The sequence below is a fragment of the Streptomyces sp. NPDC102283 genome (assembly GCF_044766265.1).
Classification (GTDB): domain Bacteria; phylum Actinomycetota; class Actinomycetes; order Streptomycetales; family Streptomycetaceae; genus Streptomyces.
The window spans coordinates 201,066-224,808 of the sequence record NZ_JBIWLQ010000003.1; the positions used below are offsets into that span (position 1 = coordinate 201,066).

A 23,743-nucleotide genomic window follows, 5' to 3' on the forward strand; every position below is an offset into this window, starting at 1 on the left:
CCGACGCCGCGTCGCCCGGCCCGCCCTTCTCCTTTCCCTATGCCCCCATAGGGGATTCGCATAGCCGCTTCGGCCATCGCGCGCCTGAATGAACGGGCCGATCGAATGCGTTGACCGCTCATGAACGTCTCTCCATAAAATGGCGGTGCTCGTTCGGTCCGAACATTCAAGCGACATTCGAGGAGCCCGCATGCCGGAACCACTTGCTGTCGTCACCGGCGGAACGCGAGGAATCGGACTGGCTCTCAGCCGACGGCTGATCGGCATGGGCCACCGGGTCGTCGCCTTCTACGCCAACGACCGGGAGTCCGCAGAGAAGGCCGAGGTGGACAACCCCGAACTCACCGCCCTCCAGGTCGACCTGGCCGACGCCCCGGCGGTGGCCGACGCCGCCGCCCGTGTCCTGGCCGAGCACGGCGCACCCGCGGTCCTGGTCAACAACGCGGGACGCAACATCGACCGCCCCTTCCTGGAGATGAGCGACGAGGAGTGGACCACGGTCCTCGACACCAACCTCTCCGGCCCGTTCCGGCTGACCCGGGCCCTCGCACCGGCGATGATCGAGGCCGGCGGCGGCTCGATCGTCAACATCGGCGCGACCACCGGCATCCGGCCCCGCGTCGACGGGATCAACTACTGCGCCAGCAAGGCCGGTCTGCTCCAGTTCACCAAGTGCCTGGCCCTGGAGCTCGCCCCTGCGGTCCGGGTCAACTGCCTGATCCCCGGAATGATCGACACCGAGGAACTGCGCACCCGCTGGCGGCTGGACGACCCGGAGCGCATGGCGCAGACCCTCGACGAGATCCCCACCCGCCGCATGGGAACGGTCGAGGACGTCGCCGACGCCCTCGCCTTCCTCGTCGGCCCGACCGCCACCTACGTCAATGGTCAGAAACTGATCATCGACGGTGGCCAGTTCATGTGGTGAACACACACATGCCCGAGCAGATCCTCGACCAAGCCCGCGCGGCCCTCGACGCCGCCCCGCCGACCGGCGACCCCGCCTACACCCGCTACTGCCACGAACTGGCCGCCCACCTCACCGAGGGCTGGGCCGACATCCGGGCCGCCAACCGCGTCGACATCGATCGCGCCGAGGCCCGCGGCCTTCCGCCCACCCTGGTCAACCGGCTGCGCCTCACCGACGACCACCTCGCGGCCATGGTCGCCCTCACCGGGACCATCGCCCGGGAACTCCCCGTCGTCCTCGCCGACCCACCGGAGATCCCGGCCGGCGACTGGGGCGTCCTGCGCCGGGTCCGCAAGCCGCTCGGCGTCGCCTTCATGATCTACGAGGCGCGGCCCACCGTGACCGTCGACGGAGCGCTGCTCCCGGTCTCCGTCGGCAACGCGGTTCTGCTGCGTGGTGGCAAGGAGAGCGCGGCCACCGACGCCCAGCTCGCCGCGACCGCCAAGGCGGCGCTCAGGGCGGCAGGGCTCCCGACAGGGCTCGTCACGGTCCTGGACGACCCCGACCGCTCCCTGATGAAGGGGATCCTGGCCCGTCCCGACCAGGTCGACGTCCTCATCCCGCGCGGCAGCCCCTCCCTGATCGACTACTGCCGCAGCTCCAGCTCCATCCCTCTGATCGCCAGCGGCGGCGGCGTCAACCACCTGTACGTGCACCGCAGCGCCGACCTCGAACTGGCCGCCCGCGCCACGCTGAACAGCAAGATCCCCGAACCGGCCGGCTGCACCTCGGTGGAGATGGTCCTCGTCGACGAGGAGATCGCCGAGGACTACCTGGCCGCCCTGCTCGGAGCGTGCGAACGGGAAGGTGCGGACCTCACCGTGCGCCTCGATCCCTCCGTGCCCACCCCGGCCCCGGGTGCGGACAGGCCCTGGCGCACCGAACCGCTGGAACCGTACGACCTGGGGCGGGAGTTCCTCGACCCGGTGATCGGACTGCGGCCGGTCTCCGGTCCGGCGGCCGCCGCCGCGTTCGTCCGCACCCACGGCTCACAGCACACCGAGGGCGTCATCGCCCGGGACGGCGAGGTCGCCCGGGAGTTCGCCCGCCGGATCGACGCGGCCATGGTCGTCGTCAACGGATCCCTGCGCCTGCACGACGGACCCGAGCTCGGCCTCGGCGCCGAGCTCGCCATCGCCACCGGCCGGCTGCACGTCCGCGGCCCGGTCACGCTCGGGGCGCTGGTCACCAGCTCCTGGGTGGTCGAGGCCGACGGCCGGCTGCGGGACTGACCCGGGCCGCACCGGCCGGGCCGCACCGCGCGGGCCCCGCCACCGCCACGCCCCCCCCGCCGCCACCCCGTCCACACCATCCGCGTACACGCCCGTCCAGGTTCCATGCTCCGTATCGCGTACCCGGCCCCGCCCACGCCACCCGCGTACCGCGCGAACGCCCGCCCAGGCTCCACGCTCCGTACCGCGCGCGGCCCGGTCACGCTCTCGGCGCACACCATGCGCGCCGACGGGCCACCACCGCCCGCGCCCCGCCCCCGTGCACCGCCCGCGCCCCGCCTCCGTGCACCACCCGCCCTACCGATCTTCGAGAGGTTGTCATGACCCAGTCCCACACGACCGAGGCCCCCGCACCGATCACCGAGCGGCTCGACCGAGCGGCGGTGGGCGACACCGTCAAACGCGTCGTCATCGCGGAGTCGCGCCTGCCCATCGGCCCGGAGGCCATCGACGACGCCGAACCGCTCGTCGGCAAGCTGCTGCGGGTCAACTCCCTCGGCTTCGTCGGCATGTTGGTCCGCATCGAGGACGAGCTGGGCATCACGCTGCCCGACGACCTCTTCGTCGGCCGCTCCTTCCAGACCGTCGGCGACCTCGTCGACGTCGTTCTCTCCGGAGCCGAGGACGCCCGATGACCGCCACCCTGCCCACCCGCTGGCGCAGCACCCTGCCGCACCTCTCCGCGCCACTGCCGCCCGACCTCACCCCCGAGACCACCGGCCGTACCGGCGTCGGCGTCAACCTGCCGATGGAACTCGTACGGCAGAGCGTCCTGGAGCGCGAATACTGGGACATCCCCGCCGAAGTCCTCGCCGCCTACAGCAGGTTCCGGCCGACACCGCTGTGGCGGGCCACCGGCTTCGAGCAGGCCATCGGCTCCCGGGTGCCCGTCTACATGAAGTACGAGGGCGGCAACATCTCCGGCAGCCACAAGCTCAACACCGCACTCGCGCAGGCCTATTACTACAAGAAGGCCGGAGTGAAGGAGCTGGTCACCGGCACCGGCGCCGGCCAGTGGGGCACCGCGATGGCGGCCGCCTGCGCGCTGTTCGGCCTGCGCTGCCGGGTCTTCATGGTCGACTCCAGCCTGCGGCGCAAGCCGTACCGCGGAGTCCTCATGCGCATGCTCGGAGCGGAGATCCACCCCAGCCCGAGCGGCCTCACCCAGGTCTCCGGAACCCGGACCGAGGGCGTCGGCAACAGCCTGGCGATGGCCATCGGCGAAGCGGTCGAATACGCCTCGACCCACGACGACGTGGCCTTCTGCATCGGCAGCGGCGAGACCTACAGCATCCTCCACCAGTCCGTCATCGGCCTGGAGGCGCAGTCGCAGCTCGCGGAGCTGGACGCCGGCATCGACATGGTGGTCGGCGCGGTCGGCGCCGGCTCCAACTTCGGCGGCATCGCCCTGCCCTTCCACGCCGAGGCCGTCGCCACCGGAACCAGGCCGCCCAGGCTGGTCGCGGCCGAATCCTCCACCGCACCCAAACTCACCCGGGGGGTGTACGCCTACGACAAGACCGACGCCACCGGCACCGGCCCGCTGGAGGCGATGTATACCGTCGGCAGCGACTACCCGATCCCGGACGCGCACTCCGCCGGTCTGCGGTTCCACGGAGCCGCCAAGCTCATCTCCGCGATGCGCCACAGCGGAGACGTGGACGCCACGGCCGTCACCCAGCAGGAGGCCCTGGACGCCGGCCGCCTGCTCACCCGGCACGAGACCGTGCTGCCCGCCCCGGAGTCCGGGCACGCGCTGGCCGCGGCCGCCAAGCTCGCCACCTCCGGAGCGGACGGCATGCGGGCCGAGCGGGGCGTCCTGGTCTGCGTCAGCGGCAGCGGCTACCTCGACCTGGCCGCCTACGAGCAACTCCTCAACGACGAACTGAGCGACGAGGCCCCGAGCGAACAGGCCCTGCTGGCCGCCGTGTCCGGACTCAGCCCCGCCCTCGGCGGCGCGCCCCTCGGTGCCGCCCCGCTCCTCGCGGGCGCCGCGGCCGGACCGGCGGGAGGTCCCCGATGAGCGCCGTCACCGGGAGCGCCGCCGCCGTACGGACCGCGGCGGACCCCGCACCGCCCGCCCCCGACGCGGCGGCCGCTTCGCCGGTCCTGTCCGGCGAGCGGGCCGGACGGCTCGACTGCGTCCAGTCGAACCTGGCCCAGCTCGCCGACGACCTGCACGGCGGCGACGCCCACCTCGCCCTCGGCGCGGTCCCGCGCTTCCGGCCCCGGCCCGGCCCGCACGGACTGCCCACCGTCGAACCGGCACTGGAGGACCAGCTCGCCGCGGCGGCCCCGGCCGGGCTCGCCGAGACCGCCCGGTGGACCGGGGTCCAGCCCGCCGAGCTGGCCGGACTCGCCCGGACACACGGCCGCCTGTACGTGGTCGCGGACTCCTACGCCATGCCGTGGCTCCCGTACCACGGTCAACGGCACATGGAGCACAGCTACCTGGTCGCCCCGCACGGCGACCGGGCGCTGGTCGTCGACGCCTACTCCAGCCACACCCCCTGGGGCGTGGCCGCGCCCGGCCGGTGGGTGACGGACTGGTCGGTGCTGCCGGTCTCCTCGCTCGTGGTGCGCTTCGACGCGGTGCCGGCCGGCGCGGTCGAGCCGGGCCCCGGGGACTTCGCCGGGGTCGAGGAGTACGTGGCCGCCTACGCCGCCCACCCCGACCGGCAGGCCGCCCTGGAGCAGCTGACCACCGAGACCTGGCTGCTGGCCCGGTCGCGCGCCCTGCACGTGGCGTTCCTCGCCACCCGGGGCCCCGTCGCCGACCCGGTCACCGCGCACGTGCTGCGCCTGGCCCGCCTCGCCGAGCAGGCGTTCCTGGCCTACCGGCGGGTCCAGCGCGCCCGCCCGGAACCCGCCGGACTGCTGCCCGACGTGGCCGCCGCCCTCCACGCCGACCGGGAGCTCTTCGACACCCCGGACCCCGTGCTCGCCGCCGTGGCCGAGGTGGTCGCCGAGGTCGTCGGCGTCGCCGCCGAGAAGGTGCGGGAGGCTCCGGCGCTGAGCGCGCTGCGCGGTTTCGGCTCCTTCCAGGTCGTCGAGATCGTCGAGGCACTGGAGGAGAGGTTCGACGTCGAGTTCGACCCCGACGACCTCCTGCCCGAGACCCTGCACCGGCTCGACGGGCTCCGCACCCTGGTGGCCGCCGCCGGCGGAACGGCCCGCTGACGCGTCACCGCACGTCCCGCGTCCCTCTCCCCCTCCCCGCGTACTTCCCCCTCCCCTCCCCGCGTACTTCTCCCCCTCTCCGCCCCTAGGAGCATCGTGATGGACACCCGATTCACCGAACTGCTGGCGCCCTTCCTCGCGTACCTGCACGGACAGGAACTCGACCAGGACTCGGACCTGCGTGAACTGGGCCTGGACTCCATGCAGTCGATCGAGCTGCTCTTCGCCATCGAGGACACCTTCGGCATCGCGCTCGCCGACGACGACCTCAACGACGCCACCTTCGCCACCGCCGGATCCCTGTGGAGCGCGATCGAGGCCGCGCGGAACCCCGGATCCGCGACGACGGAGGCGGCGTGAGCACCGTGCTGCCGGCCGAACCGGCTGCCACCAGCGACCTGTTCGCGGGCCGGAGCCCCCTGGACCGGGCCCGGTACGTCGCCGGGATCGCCGCCGACCACGCCCCCCGGCACGACGAGGCCGCCGACTTCCCGGTGGAGGCGCTGGCCGCCCTGCGCGAGACCCGGCTGCTGGGCCTGACCGTCCCCGTCGAGTACGGCGGCCTCGGCGCGAGCGTCGACGAACTCCTCGACGTGTGCGTCGCACTGGGCCGGGCCGACATGTCCGTCGCCATGATCCTCGGCATGCACTGCCAGCAGGTGGCCGCCGTCGTCGGGCACGCCACGCAGACCCTGCGGACCGCGCTGCTCCCCGAGATCGCGGCCGGACGCGTCTACCTGGCATCCGTCACCACCGAGGCGGGCAAGGGCGGCCACCTGCTGACCGCCGGTTCGCGGACCGACCGGGCGGGCGCGGATCTGGTCGTCGACCGGTTCGCGCCGATCGTCACGGGCGGCGCCCACGCCGACGGCTTCCTCATCACCGTGCAGCCGCCGGAGGCGACCTCCCCGAGTCAGGTCTCCCTCGTCTACGCCGGCCGGGACCAGCTCTCCATCGAGGAGAGCGGAGACTGGCAGCCGATGGGCATGCGGGCCAGCCACAGCGTGGCCCTGCGGCTCCAGGGACGGGTGCCCGCGGACCAGGTCGTCGGCGGGAGCGGCCAGTTCTCCCGGATCGCCGTCGAGGTCTTCGGCCCCCTCGCCCACCTGGCGTGGTCCGCCGCCTGGCTCGGCACGGCCGCCGGAGCCCTGTCGCGGGTGGTGACCCTCCTGCGCACACCGGCCGGCCGGGGCCGCTTCGACCTCGGCTCCGAACTTCTCCTGGGACGGCTCTCCGCCGCCCGCCAGAAGATCGACACCGTGCACGCCCTGCTGCGCCACACCGAGAAGGCCGTCGCCGCCGCCCCGGACGTCTCCGCGCCCCGGGTGCAACTGCTCCTGAACGCGCTGAAGATCGGCGCCTCCCAGGAGTGCCACGCGGCCGTCGACCTGCTCGTCGAGACCGTCGGACTGCGCCACGGCTACCTCAAGGACTCCTCCACCCGGCTGGAGGCGGCCCTGCGCGACCTGCGCTCCGCGCCCCTGAACTACAGCAACGACCGCCTGCACCAGGCAGACGGCCGTCTCACGTTGATGGACCCGGAGGTGCGCCTTGTCCGATAGCCCGCCGGACCACCCGGCCAGCCCGCCGGACCACCCGGCCGAGGACGCCGCCAAGGGCCCGCCCCGCGGTACGGCCACCCGCCCCCGGCTCGCACTGGCTGTGCCGTCCGAGCCTCCCCCGGGTGCGGCGGAGCCCCCCGGGCTGCCCGCCGGAGCGGACGGCCGGACGCTCTGGGCCGCCCTCGGCGCCGCCGGCCGGCTCCGCGGCGCCTACGTCGGCGGCGACCCGGCAGCGGGCGTCGACGTACCGGTGCTGCGCAGACTGATGGCCGACGCGGACGCGGTCTCCGGCATCGGCACCACGCTCGCCCTGTGCGTCCAGATCGCCACCGCCGTACCGCTCCTCACCCTCGGTGGCGAACAGGCCGCGCTCGTCCTGGACGAGGCGCTGGCCGGACGTTCGGTCCTCGCCCTCGCCGCCACCGACGAGGGCTCCGGCTCGGACCTCACCGGGCTCTCCACCACCGTGACGATCGAGCAGGGCGGGCTCACGGTGAGCGGCGTCAAACGCTGGATCACCAACGCCACCCACGCCGACCACTTCCTGGTGCTGGCCCGGCACCGCGAGGGGAGCCACTTCACCAACTTCACCTGGGTGCTGGTGCCCGCCACCGCCGCGGGTGTGAGCATCGAGCCGGCCGACTCGGAGCTGTTCGACGGCTCCGGCACCGGCCATCTGCGCCTCGACGGCGTACGGCTGCCGCGCACCCACCTCGTCGGCCGGGTCGGCCGGGGGATGACGTCCTTCGCCGCCCATATCGCCGTGGAACGCCTCACGGGCACGCTGTGGGCCGTCGCCCTCTGCCGACGTCAGCTCCAGCAGGCCCGGAAGTCCCTCCGGGAAAGGCGGTTCGGCGACGGGACGCTCTGGTCCCTGGAGAGCGTCCGGCAGAGCTTCGCCGACTGCCTCGTCCGCGCCCACCAGTTGGACGCGCTCACCGAACGGCTGGCCGAACGCGTCGCCCGCCGTCACGACACCGCCGCGGCTTCCGTGCTGAAGGCCTCGGCCGCCCAGACCGTCGCGCATGTACTCGGCATCTGCGCCCAGTTGCAGGGCTCCGAGGGCTTCGCCACCGGCGGCGCCCAGTGGACCCGGGCCCAGGCCGCGCTGTGGAGCATCGGCGGGGGAGCCACCGAGGTCGTCCTGTCCGCGGTCGCCGGGGCCGCCGAACCGCTCCTCGCGGAGCTGGCGCCGTGACCCCGGCCCGCGCCGCCGCGACGGACGCCATCGAGTGCGAGCCCGGCATCTGGTTCATGACCCGGCAGGGCACGGCCCCGGCCCCCGGACACCCCGACGACCTCGCGGACGCCTCCGGCCTGGCCGACTGGCGGGCGGCGGAGTTCCTCGCCGGCCGGGCCCTGCTGCGCGAGCTGCTGGCCGCCACCGTGCCGGAGGCCGCCGACGACCGCGTGACGCTGGGCCCCAACGGGAAGCCGGGGCTGGCCGCCCGCCCCGACCTCGGCATCAGCATCGCCCACGACCGGGGGCACATCGCCGCCTGCGTAGCCGTCGGCCGGGCCGTCGGCATCGATGTCCAACTGCCCGCCGAGAAGCTGAGCGACGGTCTGGTACGCAAGTGCGTACGCCGGGGCCGCGAACGGCTCGACGCGTTGCCGCGGGCCGACCGGGCCCGGGAGTTCGCCTGGATCTGGACCGTGCAGGAGGCCTGTGTCAAGGCGGAGGGCAGCGGCCTGGCGGGCGGTCCCTGGACCGTGGACGTCCCCGTGGGCGAGACGTCCGGCCGATGGAAGGGCTTCGGGTGGCGCAGCCTGCGCGACCGGTCCGACACCCCCCTGAGCTGCGCATGGGAGCTGCTGTGAGCACCGCGACGAACACCGCCGTACGGTCCGGGAGTGCCTCGGGCGAAGGCGACGCCCAGGCCGGCACACCCGAACTGAGCTGCTACACCGCCGCGTTGGTTGCCTACCTGAAGGCGGAGCGGCCCGACGCCGCGGACCTCCTCGCCGACGCGGTCGCCCTCGCCGTCCGCACCGACCTGCCGGCCGGACGCCTCGCCTTCCGCCACCACCGGCGCATCGACACCGGCGGACCGGACGGCCCGCTCGTCCACCGGGGGGCCGCCAGGTGGCCCGACGTGCTGGCCGGGCTCCGGCACGAGAGCGCCCTGCGCGGGCGGGTGCTGGCCGTCGCCAACACCCGCCACGTTCCCTGGTCGCCCGCCTACGGCCGCTCGGCCGTGTCCCACTGGATCCTTCTGGAGCCCGGCACGGAACACGACGACCGGTGGCGGGTCACCGACCGCTTCGCCGCACTGCTGCCCGACGGTGAGCAACTGCCCCACACCGGCACGCTGGACGACGAGCAGCTGCGCGGGCTGCTGACCCCTCCCGGAGTGCTGCCGTGGCAGAACCGGGCCCGCGACGTCCACGCCCTGGGCGACGCCCAGGAACTGCCCGACCCGGACCACTTCGGCTGGCTCGTCCGCGAGAGGGGGAAGCCCGGGCGGGAGCCGGCCGGGCGGGAGGCGCCCGGGCAGTGGCTCACCGAACCGCTCGACGTCCTGCGCTTCCTCGCCGTCCGGCTCGGCGAGGACCCCGCCGCACTGGCCGCCCACGCCGACGACCTCTGGGCCGCCTCCCGCCACCAGCGACACCGGCTGGGCGTGCTCGCCCGCCGGGGCCGGGTGACCGCACCGGCCGCCGACACCGCCGCCCACGCCTGGGGCGAGCTCCCGCGCTCGCTGCGCTTCGCCGTCACCTCCGCCGAGCGGGGCCGCCCCCGTCCGGGCGTGGTGGCGCAGGCCTTCGCCAACCTGATCGACGCCATGACCGTCCTGCGGCGAGAGGAGCCCACCCGATGAGCGTGACCACGGCCGAGACCACGGCCGACACCGAGGCCGAGCCTTCCACGAGCCCGCGACCGGCGCACGCCGAACGGCTCTACGACTGGTTCGCGAACAGCGCCGCCGCGTACGGCGACACCCGCTGCGCCCTGGAGGTCGACGGGCAGGAGCTGAGCTACAGCGAACTGGAGCGACTGGCCGGCCACCTCGCCGCGGCCGTCGTCGCCCGGCACGGCGGCCGCCCCGCCCGGGTCGGTCTCCTCGCCGCCCGCTCCGTGCTCGCCTACGCCGGGTACCTCGCGGTGGCGCGCCTGGGCGCCACCGTCGTCCCGCTCAATCCGGCCTTCCCGATCGCGCGCAGCGCCGACGTCGCGAGGGCCGCGGGTCTGGACCTGGTCCTGGCGGACGCCGAACTGCCCGGCACGGACGGGCTGCCGGTCCCCGTGCTGCGGTGCGACGCGCGGGAGCCCGCCACCCCCGCCGCGGCCCCGCCCCGGGCGAGCGGCGGCCCCGAGGATCTCGCCTACATCCTCTTCACGTCGGGTTCGACCGGCCGGCCCAAGGGCGTGCCGGTGACGCACGCCAACGTCGCCGCCTACCTGCACCACGTGATCCGGCGGTACGGGACGGGCCCGGGGGACCGGGTGTCCCAGACCTTCGACCTCACCTTCGACCCGTCGGTGTACGACATGTTCTCGGCGTGGGGCTCGGGCGCCACGCTCGTCGTGCCCACCCGCGAGGAGTTGCTGGCCCCCGTACGGTTCGTCAACCGGGCCCGGATCACCCACTGGAACTCCGTGCCGTCCGTCGCCGCCTTCGCGCAGCGGCTGCGGGCGCTGCGGCCCGGCTCGATGCCCACCCTGCGCTGGAGCCTGTTCTGCGGCGAGGCGCTGAAGCTGCCGCAGGCGCGGGCCTGGCGGACGGCGGCGCCGCACAGCACCGTCGAGAACATCTACGGCCCGACCGAGATGACGGTGACCTGGACGGAGTACCGGCTGCCGCCCGAGGACGCCGACTGGCCGGACACCGTCAACGGGACCGTCCCCATCGGCGTCCCCTACCCGGGGCAGGACCACCTGATCCTGGACGAGAGCGGCCGGCCGGCCGACGACGGCGAGCTGTGCGTGCGCGGCAGCCAGCGGTTCCCCGGCTATCTGGACCCGGCCGACGACGTGGGCCGGTTCCGCGCGCCGACCGCGCCGTACGCCGTCCACGACGGCACCGGGCCGCTGACGCCCGCGCACTGGTACCGCACCGGCGACCGCGTGCGCCTGACGGACGGGGTGCTGGTGCACCTCGGCCGCCTCGATCACCAGGTGAAGATCCACGGTTACCGGATCGAGCTCGGCGAGATCGAATCGCTCCTGATGCGCCAGCCCGGGATCACCGACGCGGTGGTGCTGCCGGTGCCCGGCCGCAAGGGCGAACCGGTCCTGCACGCCGTGTGCGCGGGGGCCTCCCGCGACCCGGACGAACTGCTGGGAGCGCTGGGACAGCGGCTCCCCCTCTACATGGTGCCGGCCGCGGTGACCTTCACCGGGGCCCTGCCGCTCAACGCCAACGGCAAGGTCGACCGCGCCGCGCTCCTCGTATCCCTGACCCAACCGCAAGCGGCCTGAGGGGACAGACAGACATGACCGTCGACATCCAGATACCGCGCGAGCGGCCGGTCACGACATGGCCGTCCGATGCCGGCCCGCGCCACGGCACCGCGCCCCGGCCGGCCGCCCCGCACGAGGACCGCTCCGCCGACGCACCGGCACCCGGTCGCCCCGGCGGCCCCCGGGCCGAACCCGCCCTGGACGGGGCGGCCTTCCGACAGGTGATGGGGCGCTTGCCGACCTTCGTCACGGTGATCACCTCCGCCACGCCCGACGGCCCCTCCGGCTGCACCGCCACCGCTGTGCTCTCGCTGTCCCTGGAGCCCGCGAGCGTTTTGGTCTCGCTGCGCACCGCGGGCCGCACCCTCGCGCACATCCGCGCGGCCGGCGCCTTCGCGGTCAACGTCCTCTCCTGGGAGCAGCGTTCCCTGGCCGGCGGGTTCGCGACGGGCGACCCGAGCCGCCGCTTCGACCGGGTCGCCCACTCCCACGCGCACGGTGTGCCCGTCCTGGACGGCTGCACGGCCACCGTCGTCTGCGACCTGTCGGAGGCGGTGGACGTACTCGACCACACCCTGCTGATCGGCACCGCGCGCCACGCGTCCTGGCTGCCGAGGGACCCGATGGTGCTGCTCGACGGCATCGCCCACCGGGCCGCCGAGCCGCGCTCCCGCTCCGCGGCCCGCTGACACCGCGCCGAGCGGCCGGCCGTCGACGCCGCACCGGTCCGCACCGTCCACCCACGCACACGAGAGACCCGAGGAGAGCCCCGCCGTGACCATCGCCGCCGAACCGGCCGTCCTGCGCCACTCCGCACACAGTGAATTCCTGCACTCCTTCCTGCTCGCGGCCGCCCGCACCGCCCCGGACAGTCCCGCCGTGGTCGAGTTCGTGGCCAACGGCGAACTGCGCGAGACCAGCTACGGACGCCTGGCGGAGCTGGCCCGCGACTACGCGGAGGCGCTCGACTCCCTGGGCCTCGACATCGGTGACCGTGTGGTCCTGGAGTCCGACACCTCCACACAGGCCCTCGCCGTGCTGCTGGCCTGCTCACGACTGGGTCTGCCCTTCGTCCCGGTCAGCCCGGAGACTCCCGACGAGCGGTTGCACGGCATCATCGAGGCCACCGGCGCGGCACTCCACCTCCAGGCGGACGGCGGACGGCGGACCGGGCTGCCGAAGGGCACCGGCACCGCCCGGTTCGGCGGGGGCCGGCTCACGCCGGAGCGCCCGCCCGCCCGGCGGGTGCGCCACCGCCGGGAGCTGTGCCCGACCGACACCGCGTACATGATCTTCACCTCCGGCACCACGGGCCGCCCCAAGGGCGTCGTGATGAGCCACCGCGCGGTCACCTCCTTCTACCGGGGCATGTGCGCGGAGGGGCTCGTCGGGCCCGGGGCGCGCGTGGCCTCCACCTCGCCGCTCCAGTTCGACTTCTCGCTGCTCGACATCGGCCTCGCGCTCGGCAGCGGCGCCGCTCTCGTGCCGGTGCCGCGCACCCTGATGCGCTGGCCCACCCGGTTCCTGCGGGTACTGGCCGACACGGGCGCCACCCAGGTCAACGGCGTACCGTCGATCTGGCGGCAGGCGCTGCGGCACCTCCCGCACGTGCTGGAGACGCTCACCGGCATCCGCGGGGTGCTCTTCTGCGGGGAGGAGTTCCCGCTCACCGAACTCCGGCAGCTCCAGCGGCTCCTCCCGGGGGCGCGGCTGGTGAACTGCTACGGCGCCACCGAGTCCATGGCCTGCTCGTTCACCGACGTGCCGACCCCGCTGCCACCGGACCTGGAGCGGCTCTCCATCGGATTCGCCCACCGGGGCGCCGAGATGCTCCTGGTCGACGCCGCGGGCCGACTCCTGGACGGACCGGGGGAGACGGGCGAGATCCACCTCCGCACCCCGGCGCTCTTCACCGGCTACTGGGGCGACGCGGCGGCCTCGGCGGCGGCGCGGGTGCCCGATCCGGCCGAGCCGCGCTCGGGTCAACTGGTCCTGCGCACCGGGGACCTGGCGCACCGGGGGCCCGACGGCGAGCTGTACTTCCGCGGGCGTGCCGACTCACAGGTGCAGCTCCGGGGCAACCGGGTGGAGCTCGGCGAGGTGGAGCGCCGGCTGCTGGAGCACGAGGAAGTGGCGGCCGTCGCGGTGCTGGTGCGGGAGCGGGACGGCGCCGACCCGGCGCTGGCCGCCTGCGTGGTGGCACGGGACGGCGCCGGGGCGATCGACGACGGGCGCCTCACCGCGTTCTGCGCGCGGACGCTGCCCGCCTACATGATTCCGGCCGAATTCCACTTTACGGCCGATCTCCCGGTGACCGCGCACGGCAAGGTCGACCGCCGTGCCCTGGCAGCCCGCTTCACGACCGGAGATCATTGAGTGCAGCCCGAGGAGAAGACGACCGGCGAGCATGTGTATCTGACGTATGCCTATCTCAACGCTTCCGAATACGATGACTTCGGATCACTGCTGGACGACGATGTCACGGTATGGCTTCCCGGAGAAGATCCGGTGCACGGCAAGGAATTGGTCATCCTGCTGGAATACTCACGTGACCTGGTGTATTCGCTGGAGTCCGTGTGGGCCACCCCGGGCGGGGTCTTCGTCACCGGTGTGGTCCATGCGCGAATCGACCCGGTCGATGCGATGGGTTTCGTCGACATCCTGACGTTTTCTCCCCATGGACTGCTTCTCGTGCGCAAGCGCTACCATGCCCGGATGTCCGGCGCGAACCAGCCCTTGACAGCCCGTGAATCGTCGGTGTTCCGCCCGGCCTTCCGTAGGCGACTCGGTAAGCTTTTTCGGCGGTGGGTGCCGTGCTAGCTTGGGCGTTCTGCCGAGGACCAGGTGATTGCTGACGCGGGGGGCGAAATTCAGGTGAGGGAATCTGGCCCGATATACCGGATTCTCGGGCCTCTCCAAGTGACCGGGCCGGACGGCGTTGTTTGCCGCATTCCCCGCGGTAGGCAGCAGGTCGTCCTCTGCGCGCTCCTGCTGGAGGCGAACCGGATCGTCAGCACGGAAGGGCTCGTCGACGCGATCTGGGGCGCGGCCCCTCCGTCGACCGCCCGCACCCAGATCCAGACGTGCATCTCCGCGTTGCGGACCAACCTCGCGGCCACCAGGGAACACACGAGCCTGATCACCCAGGAGCCCGGCTACCTCCTGCGGGTCGACGACGAGCAGTTGGACGCCAAGCTGTTCGGCCTCCTGACCCGCAAGGCACAGGTGCTGGCCAGGGAGGGCAGGGCCGAGGAGGCGGCCGACACGTTCAGGGCCGCGGACGACCTGTGGCGCGGCCCCGCTCTCAGCGGCACCAAGAGCCTGGCCCTCCAGACCGCCGCGGCTCACCTGGACGAACGACGGCTGGCCGGTGTGGAGGGGCACGCGGCCCTCCAGCTCCAGCTCGGGCGGCACGCGGCACTCGTGCCCGAACTGGCCGCCTGCGTCGCCCGCAACCCGTTGCGCGAGGGGCTGCGGGGCCAGCTGATGCTCGCCCTCTACCGTTCCGGGCGACAGGCCGAGGCCCTGGAGACGTTCCGGGAGGGGCGGCTGCTCCTGGTCGAGCAGCTCGGCATCGAGCCCGGCGACGAGCTGCGCCGACTGGAGGCGGCGATCCTGGCCGGCGACGGCGCATTGCGCGGGCCCGGTCCCGTGACGCCTCCTCCCGCAGCACCGCTGCCTCCCTCGCCCGTTTCGCACACGCCGTCGGCCGCCCCGGCGGACCCGCCGGCCGAGATCGCCCGGCCCGAACAGGCCGCGACCGTCATCCCGTGCCAACTCCCCTCGGACATAGCCGACTTCACCGGCCAGGCCGACACCGTGAACGCCGCCCGCGCGGCGCTGGTGGCAGGAGGGGCCGCGCACGCCACGCCCGTGGTGGTCCTCACCGGGCCGCCCGGCGTCGGCAAGAGCACGCTCGCCGTGCACACCGCGCACCAACTGGTCGAGCACTTCTCGGACGGCCAGCTCTACTGCGACCTCGGCGGCACCCGCGACGAGGCCGCCACCGCCCTCGACGTACTGGGCCGCTTCCTGCGCGCTCTCGGCATCCCCGGATCACAACTGCCCGAGAGCGTCGACGAACGCGCCTCGATGTACCGCGACCTGCTGGCCGCACGCCGCGTCCTGGTCGTCCTCGACAGCGCCGCCGACTCCCGGCAGGTGCGCAGGCTGCTCCCCGGCAACGGCGGCTCGGCCGTCCTGGTCACCGGACGCTCCCGGATGACCGGCCTGCCCGGGGCCCGTTTCGTCCAGGTCGGCGTCTTCCGGACCGACGAGGCGATCGCGATGCTCTCGGCCGTGATCGGCGAGGAACGCGTGAGCGAGGAGCCCGACTCGGCACAGGCCCTGGTCCGGCTGGTCGGCCAGCTGCCGCTGGCGCTGCGGATCATCGCCGCCAGGCTGCTGGCCCGCCCGCACTGGACTCTGGAGTGGATGCTGAACCGTCTCTCCAACGAGCGCCACAGGCTGGACGAACTCGCCCACGGCGAAATGGTGATCCGCTCCAGCCTCGCCCTGACCTACGACGGTCTGAGCGAGGAGGCCAGACGGCTGCTGCGGCTGCTCAGTCTGGTCGAAGGCGGCTCCGTCGCGACCTGGACGGCCGCGGCACTCCTGAACATCGACCTCTTCGCCGCCGACGACCTCCTCGAACTCCTGGTGGAAGCCCAGATGCTGGAGGTCGAGGCCGCCGGCCGGACGGGGCCGCACTACCGCCTGCACTCCCTGGTCCTGCTCTTCGCCCGCGAACAGCAGGAGCGGCACAGTGCCGAGGACGACACCGACGCGGCCCTGCGGCGGCTCGTCGGCGGCTGGCTGGCACTCGTCGACGAGGCGCACCGGCGGCTGTACGGGGGTGACTTCACCGTCCTGCACGGCGAGGCCCCGCGCTGGCAGCCCGCCCTCGCACAGGCCGACCGGCTGCTGGTGGACCCGCTGGCCTGGCTGGAGGAGGAGCGCGCCGCCCTCTGCCGCGTCATCGACGTGGCCGCCTGCCAGGGGCTGGCCGAGGCGTGCTGGGACCTCGCGGTCACCCTGGTGACCCTCTTCGAGTCCCGCTGCTACTACGAGGAGTGGCAGCAGACCCACCAACGGGCCCTGGACGCCGTGCGCGACGCCGGCCTGTCCCGGGGCTTCGCCGCGGTCATGTGCTCCATCGGCTCGCTCTGCCTGAGCCGCGAGCACCTGGGCGCCGCCCGCCGGGCGCTGGAACCGGCGCTGGAGTCCTTCCTCGCCCTGGGCGACACCCACGGCCTGGCCCTCACCCGGCGCAACCTCGCGCTGCTCGCCGTACGGCAAGGCGACACCGCCGTCGCCCGGGAACTCCACGAGCAGGCGGCCGCCGACTTCCTCGCCGTCGACGACCATGTCGGCCGAACCAACGTCCTGGCCCACCTGGCCCGCCTCGCGATCGGCGACGAACGCCCGGACGAAGCCGAGGCGCTGCTGAACGAGGCGCTGGAGATCTGCCGGACCACCGGCAGCCGCCGTACCGAGGGCCAGGTGCGCCTGGTGCTCAGCGACCTCATGCAGCACCGGGGGCGCTACCGGGAGGCCGAGGAGCTGCTGCGCGACGTGCTGGAAGTGGTGCGCCTGCGGGGCGACATCGCCGGTGAGTCCCGCATCCTGTGCCAACTGGGCCTGGTGAACGCCCGGCTCGGCAGGACCGGCGCCGCCCAGGCACTGCTGCGGGACGTCGTGGTCATCCGCGAGCAGATCATGGACCCGGTGGGCGCGGCCGAGGCCCGGCTGGAACTGGCCCAGCTGGAGGCGAAGCACCGCGAGCGCCTCGACGGCTTCGAGTTCCCGATCACCGTCCTGGGCTGACACCGCGACGCCCCCGGAGCCGGAGACCGAAGGCTCAGGCGCCGGGGCCCGGCCAGGGGGTGTCGCCGTCCGCGAGGATCACGGTCTCCCCGCCGCCGGGCCAGGGGGTGTCGTCCTCGGCCGCGGAGGCCTGTCCAGCGCGGGGCCACGGGGTGTCGCCCGGGGCCGCCGCGATCGTCCGGCTCTCCAGGCGCCCGGTGACGGCGCCCGGCAGCGGGAGGAGGGCGCCGGCGGCGATCAGTGCGGCTGCGCTGCTGAACAGGATCTTTCGCACGTGAGTCCATCTCCTCGGTCGGTGGGCGGAGGGTCTCTCCTCCAACTGCCGAGAACGCTAGGAGCGCCCGCTACTCATCTCCTACCGTCCGGCACCTGTCCGGCTGTCACCCGGCCGGATTCACGGGTTCCGTCGCAGTAGCGGGGCGGTAGGACCGGCCCGGAGCATGAGGAGGCGAAAGGCAGTCCCGTCCCGTGCCGGAGGAGGATGGAGTGGAAACTCCTCAGCTCAGCGCCTTTGTGGCGGTCTTGGAGATAGGAAGCTTCACGAGAGCCGCAGCACGTCTGAACCTGTCCCAGCCGACCGTCACCACCCGGGTGAAATCGCTGGAGCAGGGGCTCGGCGTGTCGCTGCTCGAACGCCTGCCAGGCGGAGTGCGACCCACTCCCGCAGGCGCCCAACTGCTCCCGTACGCAAGGGAGATCATCTCGCTGACCGCCCGCGCCCGACAGGCGGTCAGCGCCGACGGCGAGCCGCACGGCTGTGTGGAGGTGGGCACCGTCGAGAGCGTCACCAGCTACCGGCTGCTGCCCATGGTCGAGTACCTCTACCGCCGCTACCCCAAGATGCAGGTCTCCCTGCACGCCGGTGCGGACACCGACGCCATCACCGCGGTCCGTGAGGGCCGCCTCGACTGCGCGTTCGTCGTCGGCTCGCCCGAGGAGCACGAGGGACTGGAGACCAGGGTGCTCTGCCCCGAACCGCTCGTCCTGGTCGGCAGCCCCTCCCACGCCCTGGTCGGGCGGGGACAGGTCGCCGACGCGGAGCTGCGCAACACCCCGATCATCCGCGCGGACAGCCGTGCCGGCTACCACGACCAGTTCGAGGAGGCGCTGGGCACGCGAGCGGAGACCGACCGCCCCCGCGTCTTCGAGCTGGACTCCGTCGACGCCGCCAAGCGCAGTGTCGCCCTGGGCATCGGCATGGCCCTCATGCCGCTGGTCGCGGTGGAACGCGAACTCGGCGAGGGAGCCCTCGCCGCGATCGACTGGGTGCCGCCCTTCGAGACGTACACCCAGGTCGTCCGCCGCAAGGCCAGCGTCTCGCACGCCGCGCTGAGCGCACTGGTGGCAGCCGCGCTCGACGTCGCCGCCGAACCGATGGAGCCACTCGTCCTCGCCGCGAGCTGAGCCGGCCTCCGACGCCGACCAGGGCCCGAACCCGTCCCTGCCCACGAAGCCCCATCCCCGTCCCCATCTCCGTCCCCGTCCACGAAGCCCCCCACCTCCGAGCACCCCGCGCCGAAGAAAGGCCCGACATGACAGCGACCCCCGCCCCCGCACCGACCGACGGCCCGGCCTCGGACGCGCCGGCCGCCGAGCGGGTCACCGCCGCCATCGCCCGACGCGTCAAAACCGGCAGGCCGATCACCCCCACCACGGAGCTGGCCGCCCTCGGGATCGACTCCCTGCTGCTGCTCCGCATCCTCGGCGACCTCGCCGTCGACCCCGCCCAGGAGATCGACCCCTACCGCCTCGCCGACGTCCGCGACGTCGCCGGCCTCGCCGACTTCGTGGAGGACTGGGCATGAGCGTGACGACCACCGGCACGCCGACGCGGCCCCACGCCGCCACCGCCCCGGACACCGTCCTCCCGGTCACCGCCGCCCAGCGCAGCCTCCTCTTCATCCAGGAGGCCATGGAACGCAAGGACCTCTACAACATCAGCTTCCGCGTCACCTTCGACGGGGTGGCCGACGAGACCTCGCTGCGCCGCTCACTGACCAGGCTGCTACGGGTGCAGCCGGCGCTGCGCACCGAGTTCGCCCTCGACGGCGGGGTGCCCCGCGCCCGGATCACCGAACCCGCCGACGTCGACCTGGAGACCAGGGACGTCACCGAGCGGGGACCCGCCTTCGCGGCCGTCGTCGACGAGGAGAGCCGCCGGTTCGCGAAGCTCGTGGTCGACCTGCGGCGGGCGCCGCTCTGCAGGTTCGCCCTGGTCCGCGGGGAGCGTGAAAGCGCACTCCTCTGCAACATCCACCACTCGGTCAGCGACGGCGTCTCCATGACGGCCTTCCTCGACGAACTGCGCGAGGGCTACCGCTCGGACGACCCGGGCCCCGCCCCCGGCCGCCGCGAGCAGCAGCTCGCCGCCGAACTCGCCGCGCAGGTCCGGGCCACCGACGCCGCCCTCGTCGCCGGAGAGGTGCCCCGGCTCGCCGCGGCCGTCGCCGCCGCACCCGCGACGACGCTCTACCCCACCCCCACCCGGCCGGTCGACACCGCCTTCGCGGGCGGCGATCTCTCCGTCCTGCTCACCGTCGAGGAACGCCGCCGCGTCGAGGCAGCCGCCCGCGAACTGTCCGTCACCCCGTTCGGCTTTCTGCTGGCCTGCTACTCCACCCTGCTGGGCCAGTACGCGGGCCAGGACACGGTCGTCGTCGGCAGCCCCTTCTCCACCCGGCGCACCATCGCCGCCCATGAACTGTGCGGCTTCTTCGTCAACACGCTGCCCCTCGTGCTGCCCGCCGCCGCGCCCACCTTCGACGAGCACTGCACGGCCGTCGCCGGCGTCGTGCGCGAGGCGATGCGCTACCAGGCGGTGCCGTTCGACGCGCTGGTGGCCGAGGTCGCTCCCGAGCGCGTGACGAACCGGAATCCGCTCTTCCAGTGCATGTTCGCCATGCAGGACACCCTGCCCACCCGGCTGGAACTCGCACCCGGCCTCACCGGGACGGTGGAGTTCGTCTCACAGGAAGCGGCCCGCTTCGACCTGTGGCTCGGCGCGACGCCCGTCGACGACGGGCTGCTCATCGAGCTGGAGTACGACACGGACCTGCTGCCGGCCCCGTACGCCGAACGCTTCCTCGCCGAGTACCGACGGCTGGTGCTGGGCGCCGCGGACGAGCCCCGCGCCCCCCTCCGCGAGCTGACCCGTTCCCCGGAAACCCGCGCCACGGCAGGCTTCCGCCGCGGTCACGAGGCCCGCGTCGAGGCGAAGGGCGGGCTGCTCGGCCTGGTGGCCGCCGCGGCCGGACGCGACCCGGACCACCTGGCCGTCGCCGACCCCGGCGGCACCGCCCTGACCTACCGCGAGCTGCTGGAGCGCACCCGCCGCGCGGCCGCCGGACTGAGCGAGCGCGGCGTGCGGCGCGGCCACGTGGTCGCGGTGGTGCCCGACAAGCTCGCCGACACCGTCGTCTCCATGCTCGCCGTCCTGTGGTGCGGCGCCGCCTACCTGCCCATCGACACCGGACTCCCGGCGGACCGGCTGAGCTACATGCTCGACCACGCGGACTGCACCTTCATGATCGCCACCGCCTCCGTGGTGCCCGGCGAGCCCGAGCGGGCCACGGTCACGGAACTGGAGCAGGCCGGCACCACGGCCGACGCGCCGGAACCCTCCGACGGCTCCGACCCCGTCTACATCATGTTCACCTCCGGCTCCACCGGCCGCCCCAAGGGCGTCCTGATGGGCCAGCCCGCCCTCGTCAACCTCCTGCACTGGCAGCTGGAGGAGCTGGCGATGGGCCCCTCCGCACGCTTCCTCCAGTTCGCGCCGCTCGGCTTCGACGTCTCCTACCAGGAGATCTTCCCGACCCTGGCCGCCGGCGGCACGGTGTACGGACTCGGCCCCACCGACCGCCGGGACCTGCGCGCGGTGGCCGAGCTGGTCGACCGCGAACGACTGACCCACGTCTATCTCCCGGTCGCCGTCCTCGGCGCGTTCGCCGCGGCCGCCGACGACGCCGGGCACACCCTGCGCACCGTCTCCTTCCTCTGCGTGTCCGGCGAACAGCTCCACCTCGACAGCCGCTCGCGCCGACTGCTCGACACCCACGAACGGCTGACCCTGGTGAACCTCTACGGGCCCACCGAGACGCACGCGGTGACCTGGCACGTCCTGCCCGGCGGCCCCGCCGGACGCCCGTCCCACGTGCCGATCGGCCGCACCCTGCCGGGAGTCGACACCCACCTGCTCGGCCCGGACGGCCACGAGGTCCCGCCCGGCGCGGTCGGCGAACTGCACTTCGGCGGCGTCTGCCCCGCCCAGGAGTACGTCAACAGCCCCGAGCGCACCGAGGCCGCCTTCCTGCCCGCACCCGGAGGCGGGCGCATGTACCGCACCGGCGACCTGGCGGTGCGCGCCGAGGACGGCGACCTGCTCTTCCTCGGCCGCCGCGACTCCCAGGTCAAACTGCGCGGACACCGCGTCGAGCTGGGCGAACTGGAGACCGCGGCCGAGCGGCTGCCCGCTGTCCGGGCCGCCGCAGCGACCGTGCGCGGCACCGGTGAACAGGCCGCCCTGTGCCTCTTCGTGCTGCCCGCTCCCGGCGAGCCGCTCGACGTCGCCCGCCTGCGTGACGCCCTCCGGCAGGACCTGCCCACGTACATGATCCCCCGGCACGTGCTGCGCATCGACGTGATGCCCCTGACCGCCAACGGCAAGGTCGACCGGGTGGCCCTGCTCCGCCGCTACGAGGCGGGCGAGCTCGAAAGCGCCGATGAGCGGCCCGTCACGGGCGACTGGACCCCGAGCCCGGCCGAGGCGACGGTACGGGAGCTGTGGACGCGCATCCTCGGCAACGAACCCACCGGCCCCCAGGACTCGTTCTTCGTGCTCGGCGGCAACTCCTTCGACGTCATGCGCCTGTTGAGCGAGCTGGCCGGAGCCACCGGCGTACGCGTGGCGGTGGCGGACTTCTTCCGCTCGCCCACTCTGGGCGCCCTGGCCGCATACCTGGACGCGGCGCCGCAGCAGGCGTCCGCCGGCCCCGCCGACCGCCGGCCCCGCTGAACCGGCCCTCCGTTCGACCGACCCCGACCACGGAGACGTACATGACCACCGTCATCGACCTGATCGAGGGATCCGTCCTTCGCCACCCCGACAAGACCGCGCTGCTCTGCGGCAGGGACCGTGTCACCTACCGGCAGCTCTGGGACGGCGCCCACGCCGTGGCGGCACGGCTGCGGGACCTCGGCTGCGAGCGCGGCGACACCGTCATCCTGGCCGGCCCGGGCAACGCGGAGTTCGTCACCGCCGCGCTCGGAGCCTGGCTGTCCGGCATCGCCTGGGCGCCCGTCGACCCGCGGATGCCGGCCGATCGCGTCCGCTACATCGTCGACGACACCCGGGCCCGCCTCGTCCTGCACACCGCCGACAACGGCCCCGAACCGGGCCTGCCCGTCGAGCGGATCAGGCCGGCCACCCAGCCGGCGCCCGCCGCCCGCCGCTCACCGCACCGCGCGACCGGGGACGACACCGCCTACCTCATCTACACCTCCGGCTCCACCGGCCGCCCCAAGGGAGTGCAGGTCGGCCATCACGGACTGGCCGCGCATCTGCGGGGCACCTGCGAGGCGTACGGACTCACCGAGCCGGACGTGCTGCTCTCGTTCTCCTCCGCCAGCTTCGACGCGGCCATCGAGGAGATGTGGGCCCCGCTGACCTGCGGGGCGACCGTGCTCCTGCGCGGCCCGTCCCTCTGGACCGGCCGGCAGCTCTTCGCCCGGGTGCGACTCCACCAGGTCACCTTCATCGCCTGCACCACCGCCTACTTCGAGGCCTTCTTCGGCGAGGAGCTGACCGAGGACGACCGCGACGCGCTCGCCTCCGTACGCGGGATCGTCTTCGGCGGCGAGGCGGTGCACCCCGGCGTCGTCCGCCGCTGGGCGGGCGGCCCCCTCTCCTCGATCCCGCTCTGCAACGCCTACGGGCCGACCGAGGCGATCATCACGGCCACGCTGTACTGGATCGCCCCCGGCTGGAACGGCGCCCGCGTCCCGATCGGCCACGCCATGCCCGGACACACGACCGTCGTCCTGGACGCCGAGGGCCGCGAGGCCGCCGACGGCGAGAGCGGCGAGCTGTACCTCGGCGGACCGTGCGTGGCCACCGGCTATCTCGGCCTCCCCGACCTCACGGAGCAGCGCTTCGTCGAACTGCCCGGCCGCGAGGGGATCCACTACCGCACCGGCGACCTCGTCGCCGTCGAGGGCGACGAGCTGGTGTTCCTGGGCCGCGCCGACCGGCAGGTCAAGATCCGCGGATTCCGCATCGAGCTGGAGGAGATCGAGGTCGCGCTGCGCGGCCTCGACGAGGTGCGCACCGCCGTCGTCGGTGTGGAGGAGCGCCCCGGCGGCGGCGAACAGCTCGTCGCCCACGTCGTCCCCCAGAACCGGGCCGACCGGGAGGACCCCGACGCCTTCCGCACGGCCCTGCGCACCGCCCTCGGCGCCACGCTGCCCGGGTACATGGTGCCCGCCGAGATCAGGACGCACGAGCAACTGCCCCTGGGCGTCACCGGGAAGATCGACCGGGCCAAGGTGCTCGCGGGCACGGGCGACTGAC

At 73.6% G+C, this 23,743-nt stretch carries 20 protein-coding genes; 19 read left to right on the forward strand and 1 reads right to left on the reverse strand.

What is annotated here, in order from left to right; translation table 11 throughout:
• Positions 1 to 190 precede the first annotated feature (190 nt).
• The 15 genes from ACIRJT_RS07705 to ACIRJT_RS07775 all read left to right on the forward strand — a co-directional run bounded on the left by ACIRJT_RS07705 (position 191) and on the right by ACIRJT_RS07775 (position 17,175).
• On the forward strand, positions 191 to 928 hold the full coding sequence (locus ACIRJT_RS07705) for an SDR family NAD(P)-dependent oxidoreductase (RefSeq protein WP_403905896.1): 738 nt from the start codon (positions 191 to 193) through the stop codon (positions 926 to 928).
• 8 nt (positions 929 to 936) lie between these two features.
• Positions 937 to 2,202 (forward strand): glutamate-5-semialdehyde dehydrogenase, encoded by a 1,266-nt coding sequence (locus ACIRJT_RS07710; protein WP_403905899.1) that lies wholly within the window; start codon positions 937 to 939, stop codon positions 2,200 to 2,202.
• A 320-nt stretch (positions 2,203 to 2,522) separates the two neighbouring features.
• On the forward strand, positions 2,523 to 2,837 hold the full coding sequence (locus ACIRJT_RS07715) for an acyl carrier protein (RefSeq protein ID WP_403905902.1): 315 nt from the start codon (positions 2,523 to 2,525) through the stop codon (positions 2,835 to 2,837).
• Entirely contained in the window at positions 2,834 to 4,225 is a 1,392-nt protein-coding gene (locus ACIRJT_RS07720; RefSeq protein ID WP_403905904.1) for a TrpB-like pyridoxal phosphate-dependent enzyme, read from the forward strand. Before ACIRJT_RS07715 ends, ACIRJT_RS07720 begins: the two co-directional genes overlap by 4 nt.
• On the forward strand, positions 4,222 to 5,382 hold the full coding sequence (locus tag ACIRJT_RS07725; RefSeq protein ID WP_403905907.1) for an acyl carrier protein: 1,161 nt from the start codon (positions 4,222 to 4,224) through the stop codon (positions 5,380 to 5,382). The genes ACIRJT_RS07720 and ACIRJT_RS07725 overlap by 4 nt, the downstream gene beginning before the upstream one ends.
• A 99-nt stretch (positions 5,383 to 5,481) precedes the next feature.
• The gene (locus ACIRJT_RS07730) at positions 5,482 to 5,742 is read left to right on the forward strand and encodes a phosphopantetheine-binding protein (RefSeq protein WP_403905909.1); all 261 of its coding nucleotides are present in this window, start codon (positions 5,482 to 5,484) and stop codon (positions 5,740 to 5,742) included.
• Complete coding sequence (locus ACIRJT_RS07735; protein ID WP_403905911.1) at positions 5,739 to 6,944, forward strand: acyl-CoA dehydrogenase family protein; 1,206 nt, start codon at positions 5,739 to 5,741, stop codon at positions 6,942 to 6,944. Before ACIRJT_RS07730 ends, ACIRJT_RS07735 begins: the two co-directional genes overlap by 4 nt.
• The gene (locus ACIRJT_RS07740) at positions 6,934 to 8,142 is read left to right on the forward strand and encodes an acyl-CoA dehydrogenase family protein (RefSeq protein ID WP_403905913.1); all 1,209 of its coding nucleotides are present in this window, start codon (positions 6,934 to 6,936) and stop codon (positions 8,140 to 8,142) included. The genes ACIRJT_RS07735 and ACIRJT_RS07740 overlap by 11 nt, the downstream gene beginning before the upstream one ends.
• Complete coding sequence (locus ACIRJT_RS07745) at positions 8,139 to 8,765, forward strand: 4'-phosphopantetheinyl transferase family protein (RefSeq protein WP_403905916.1); 627 nt, start codon at positions 8,139 to 8,141, stop codon at positions 8,763 to 8,765. The genes ACIRJT_RS07740 and ACIRJT_RS07745 overlap by 4 nt, the downstream gene beginning before the upstream one ends.
• Complete coding sequence (locus tag ACIRJT_RS07750) at positions 8,762 to 9,766, forward strand: hypothetical protein (RefSeq protein WP_403905918.1); 1,005 nt, start codon at positions 8,762 to 8,764, stop codon at positions 9,764 to 9,766. Before ACIRJT_RS07745 ends, ACIRJT_RS07750 begins: the two co-directional genes overlap by 4 nt.
• Positions 9,763 to 11,367 carry an amino acid adenylation domain-containing protein gene (locus ACIRJT_RS07755; RefSeq protein ID WP_403905920.1) on the forward strand — a complete coding sequence of 535 codons (1,605 nt, stop codon included), beginning with the start codon at positions 9,763 to 9,765 and terminating at the stop codon, positions 11,365 to 11,367. The genes ACIRJT_RS07750 and ACIRJT_RS07755 overlap by 4 nt, the downstream gene beginning before the upstream one ends.
• A 14-nt stretch (positions 11,368 to 11,381) precedes the next feature.
• The gene (locus tag ACIRJT_RS07760) at positions 11,382 to 12,038 is read left to right on the forward strand and encodes a flavin reductase family protein (RefSeq protein WP_403905922.1); all 657 of its coding nucleotides are present in this window, start codon (positions 11,382 to 11,384) and stop codon (positions 12,036 to 12,038) included.
• Between the two features lie 85 nt (positions 12,039 to 12,123).
• Entirely contained in the window at positions 12,124 to 13,725 is a 1,602-nt protein-coding gene (locus ACIRJT_RS07765; protein WP_403905924.1) for an AMP-binding protein, read from the forward strand.
• Positions 13,726 to 14,169: a nuclear transport factor 2 family protein gene (locus ACIRJT_RS07770; protein ID WP_403905926.1), complete on the forward strand. Its 444-nt coding sequence runs from the start codon at positions 13,726 to 13,728 to the stop codon at positions 14,167 to 14,169.
• A gap of 99 nt (positions 14,170 to 14,268) precedes the next feature.
• Positions 14,269 to 17,175 carry an AfsR/SARP family transcriptional regulator gene (locus ACIRJT_RS07775; RefSeq protein ID WP_403905928.1) on the forward strand — a complete coding sequence of 969 codons (2,907 nt, stop codon included), beginning with the start codon at positions 14,269 to 14,271 and terminating at the stop codon, positions 17,173 to 17,175.
• Positions 17,176 to 17,209: 34 nt separating this feature from the next.
• Here ACIRJT_RS07775 and ACIRJT_RS07780 read toward each other — a convergent pair whose 3' ends face one another.
• Positions 17,210 to 17,449, reverse strand: a complete 240-nt coding sequence (locus ACIRJT_RS07780) for a hypothetical protein (RefSeq protein WP_403905931.1) — start codon at positions 17,447 to 17,449, stop codon at positions 17,210 to 17,212.
• A 212-nt stretch (positions 17,450 to 17,661) separates the two neighbouring features.
• On the opposite strand from ACIRJT_RS07780, the gene ACIRJT_RS07785 reads away from it, so the two are divergent.
• From ACIRJT_RS07785 to ACIRJT_RS07800, 4 genes are all read left to right on the forward strand, one after another.
• Positions 17,662 to 18,579 carry a LysR family transcriptional regulator gene (locus ACIRJT_RS07785; RefSeq protein ID WP_403905934.1) on the forward strand — a complete coding sequence of 306 codons (918 nt, stop codon included), beginning with the start codon at positions 17,662 to 17,664 and terminating at the stop codon, positions 18,577 to 18,579.
• Between the two features lie 128 nt (positions 18,580 to 18,707).
• Positions 18,708 to 18,980 carry a phosphopantetheine-binding protein gene (locus ACIRJT_RS07790; protein WP_403905937.1) on the forward strand — a complete coding sequence of 91 codons (273 nt, stop codon included), beginning with the start codon at positions 18,708 to 18,710 and terminating at the stop codon, positions 18,978 to 18,980.
• Complete coding sequence (locus ACIRJT_RS07795) at positions 18,977 to 22,189, forward strand: amino acid adenylation domain-containing protein (RefSeq protein WP_403905940.1); 3,213 nt, start codon at positions 18,977 to 18,979, stop codon at positions 22,187 to 22,189. Before ACIRJT_RS07790 ends, ACIRJT_RS07795 begins: the two co-directional genes overlap by 4 nt.
• A gap of 41 nt (positions 22,190 to 22,230) precedes the next feature.
• On the forward strand, positions 22,231 to 23,742 hold the full coding sequence (locus tag ACIRJT_RS07800) for an amino acid adenylation domain-containing protein (RefSeq protein WP_403905943.1): 1,512 nt from the start codon (positions 22,231 to 22,233) through the stop codon (positions 23,740 to 23,742).
• Position 23,743: the final 1 nt, after the last annotated feature.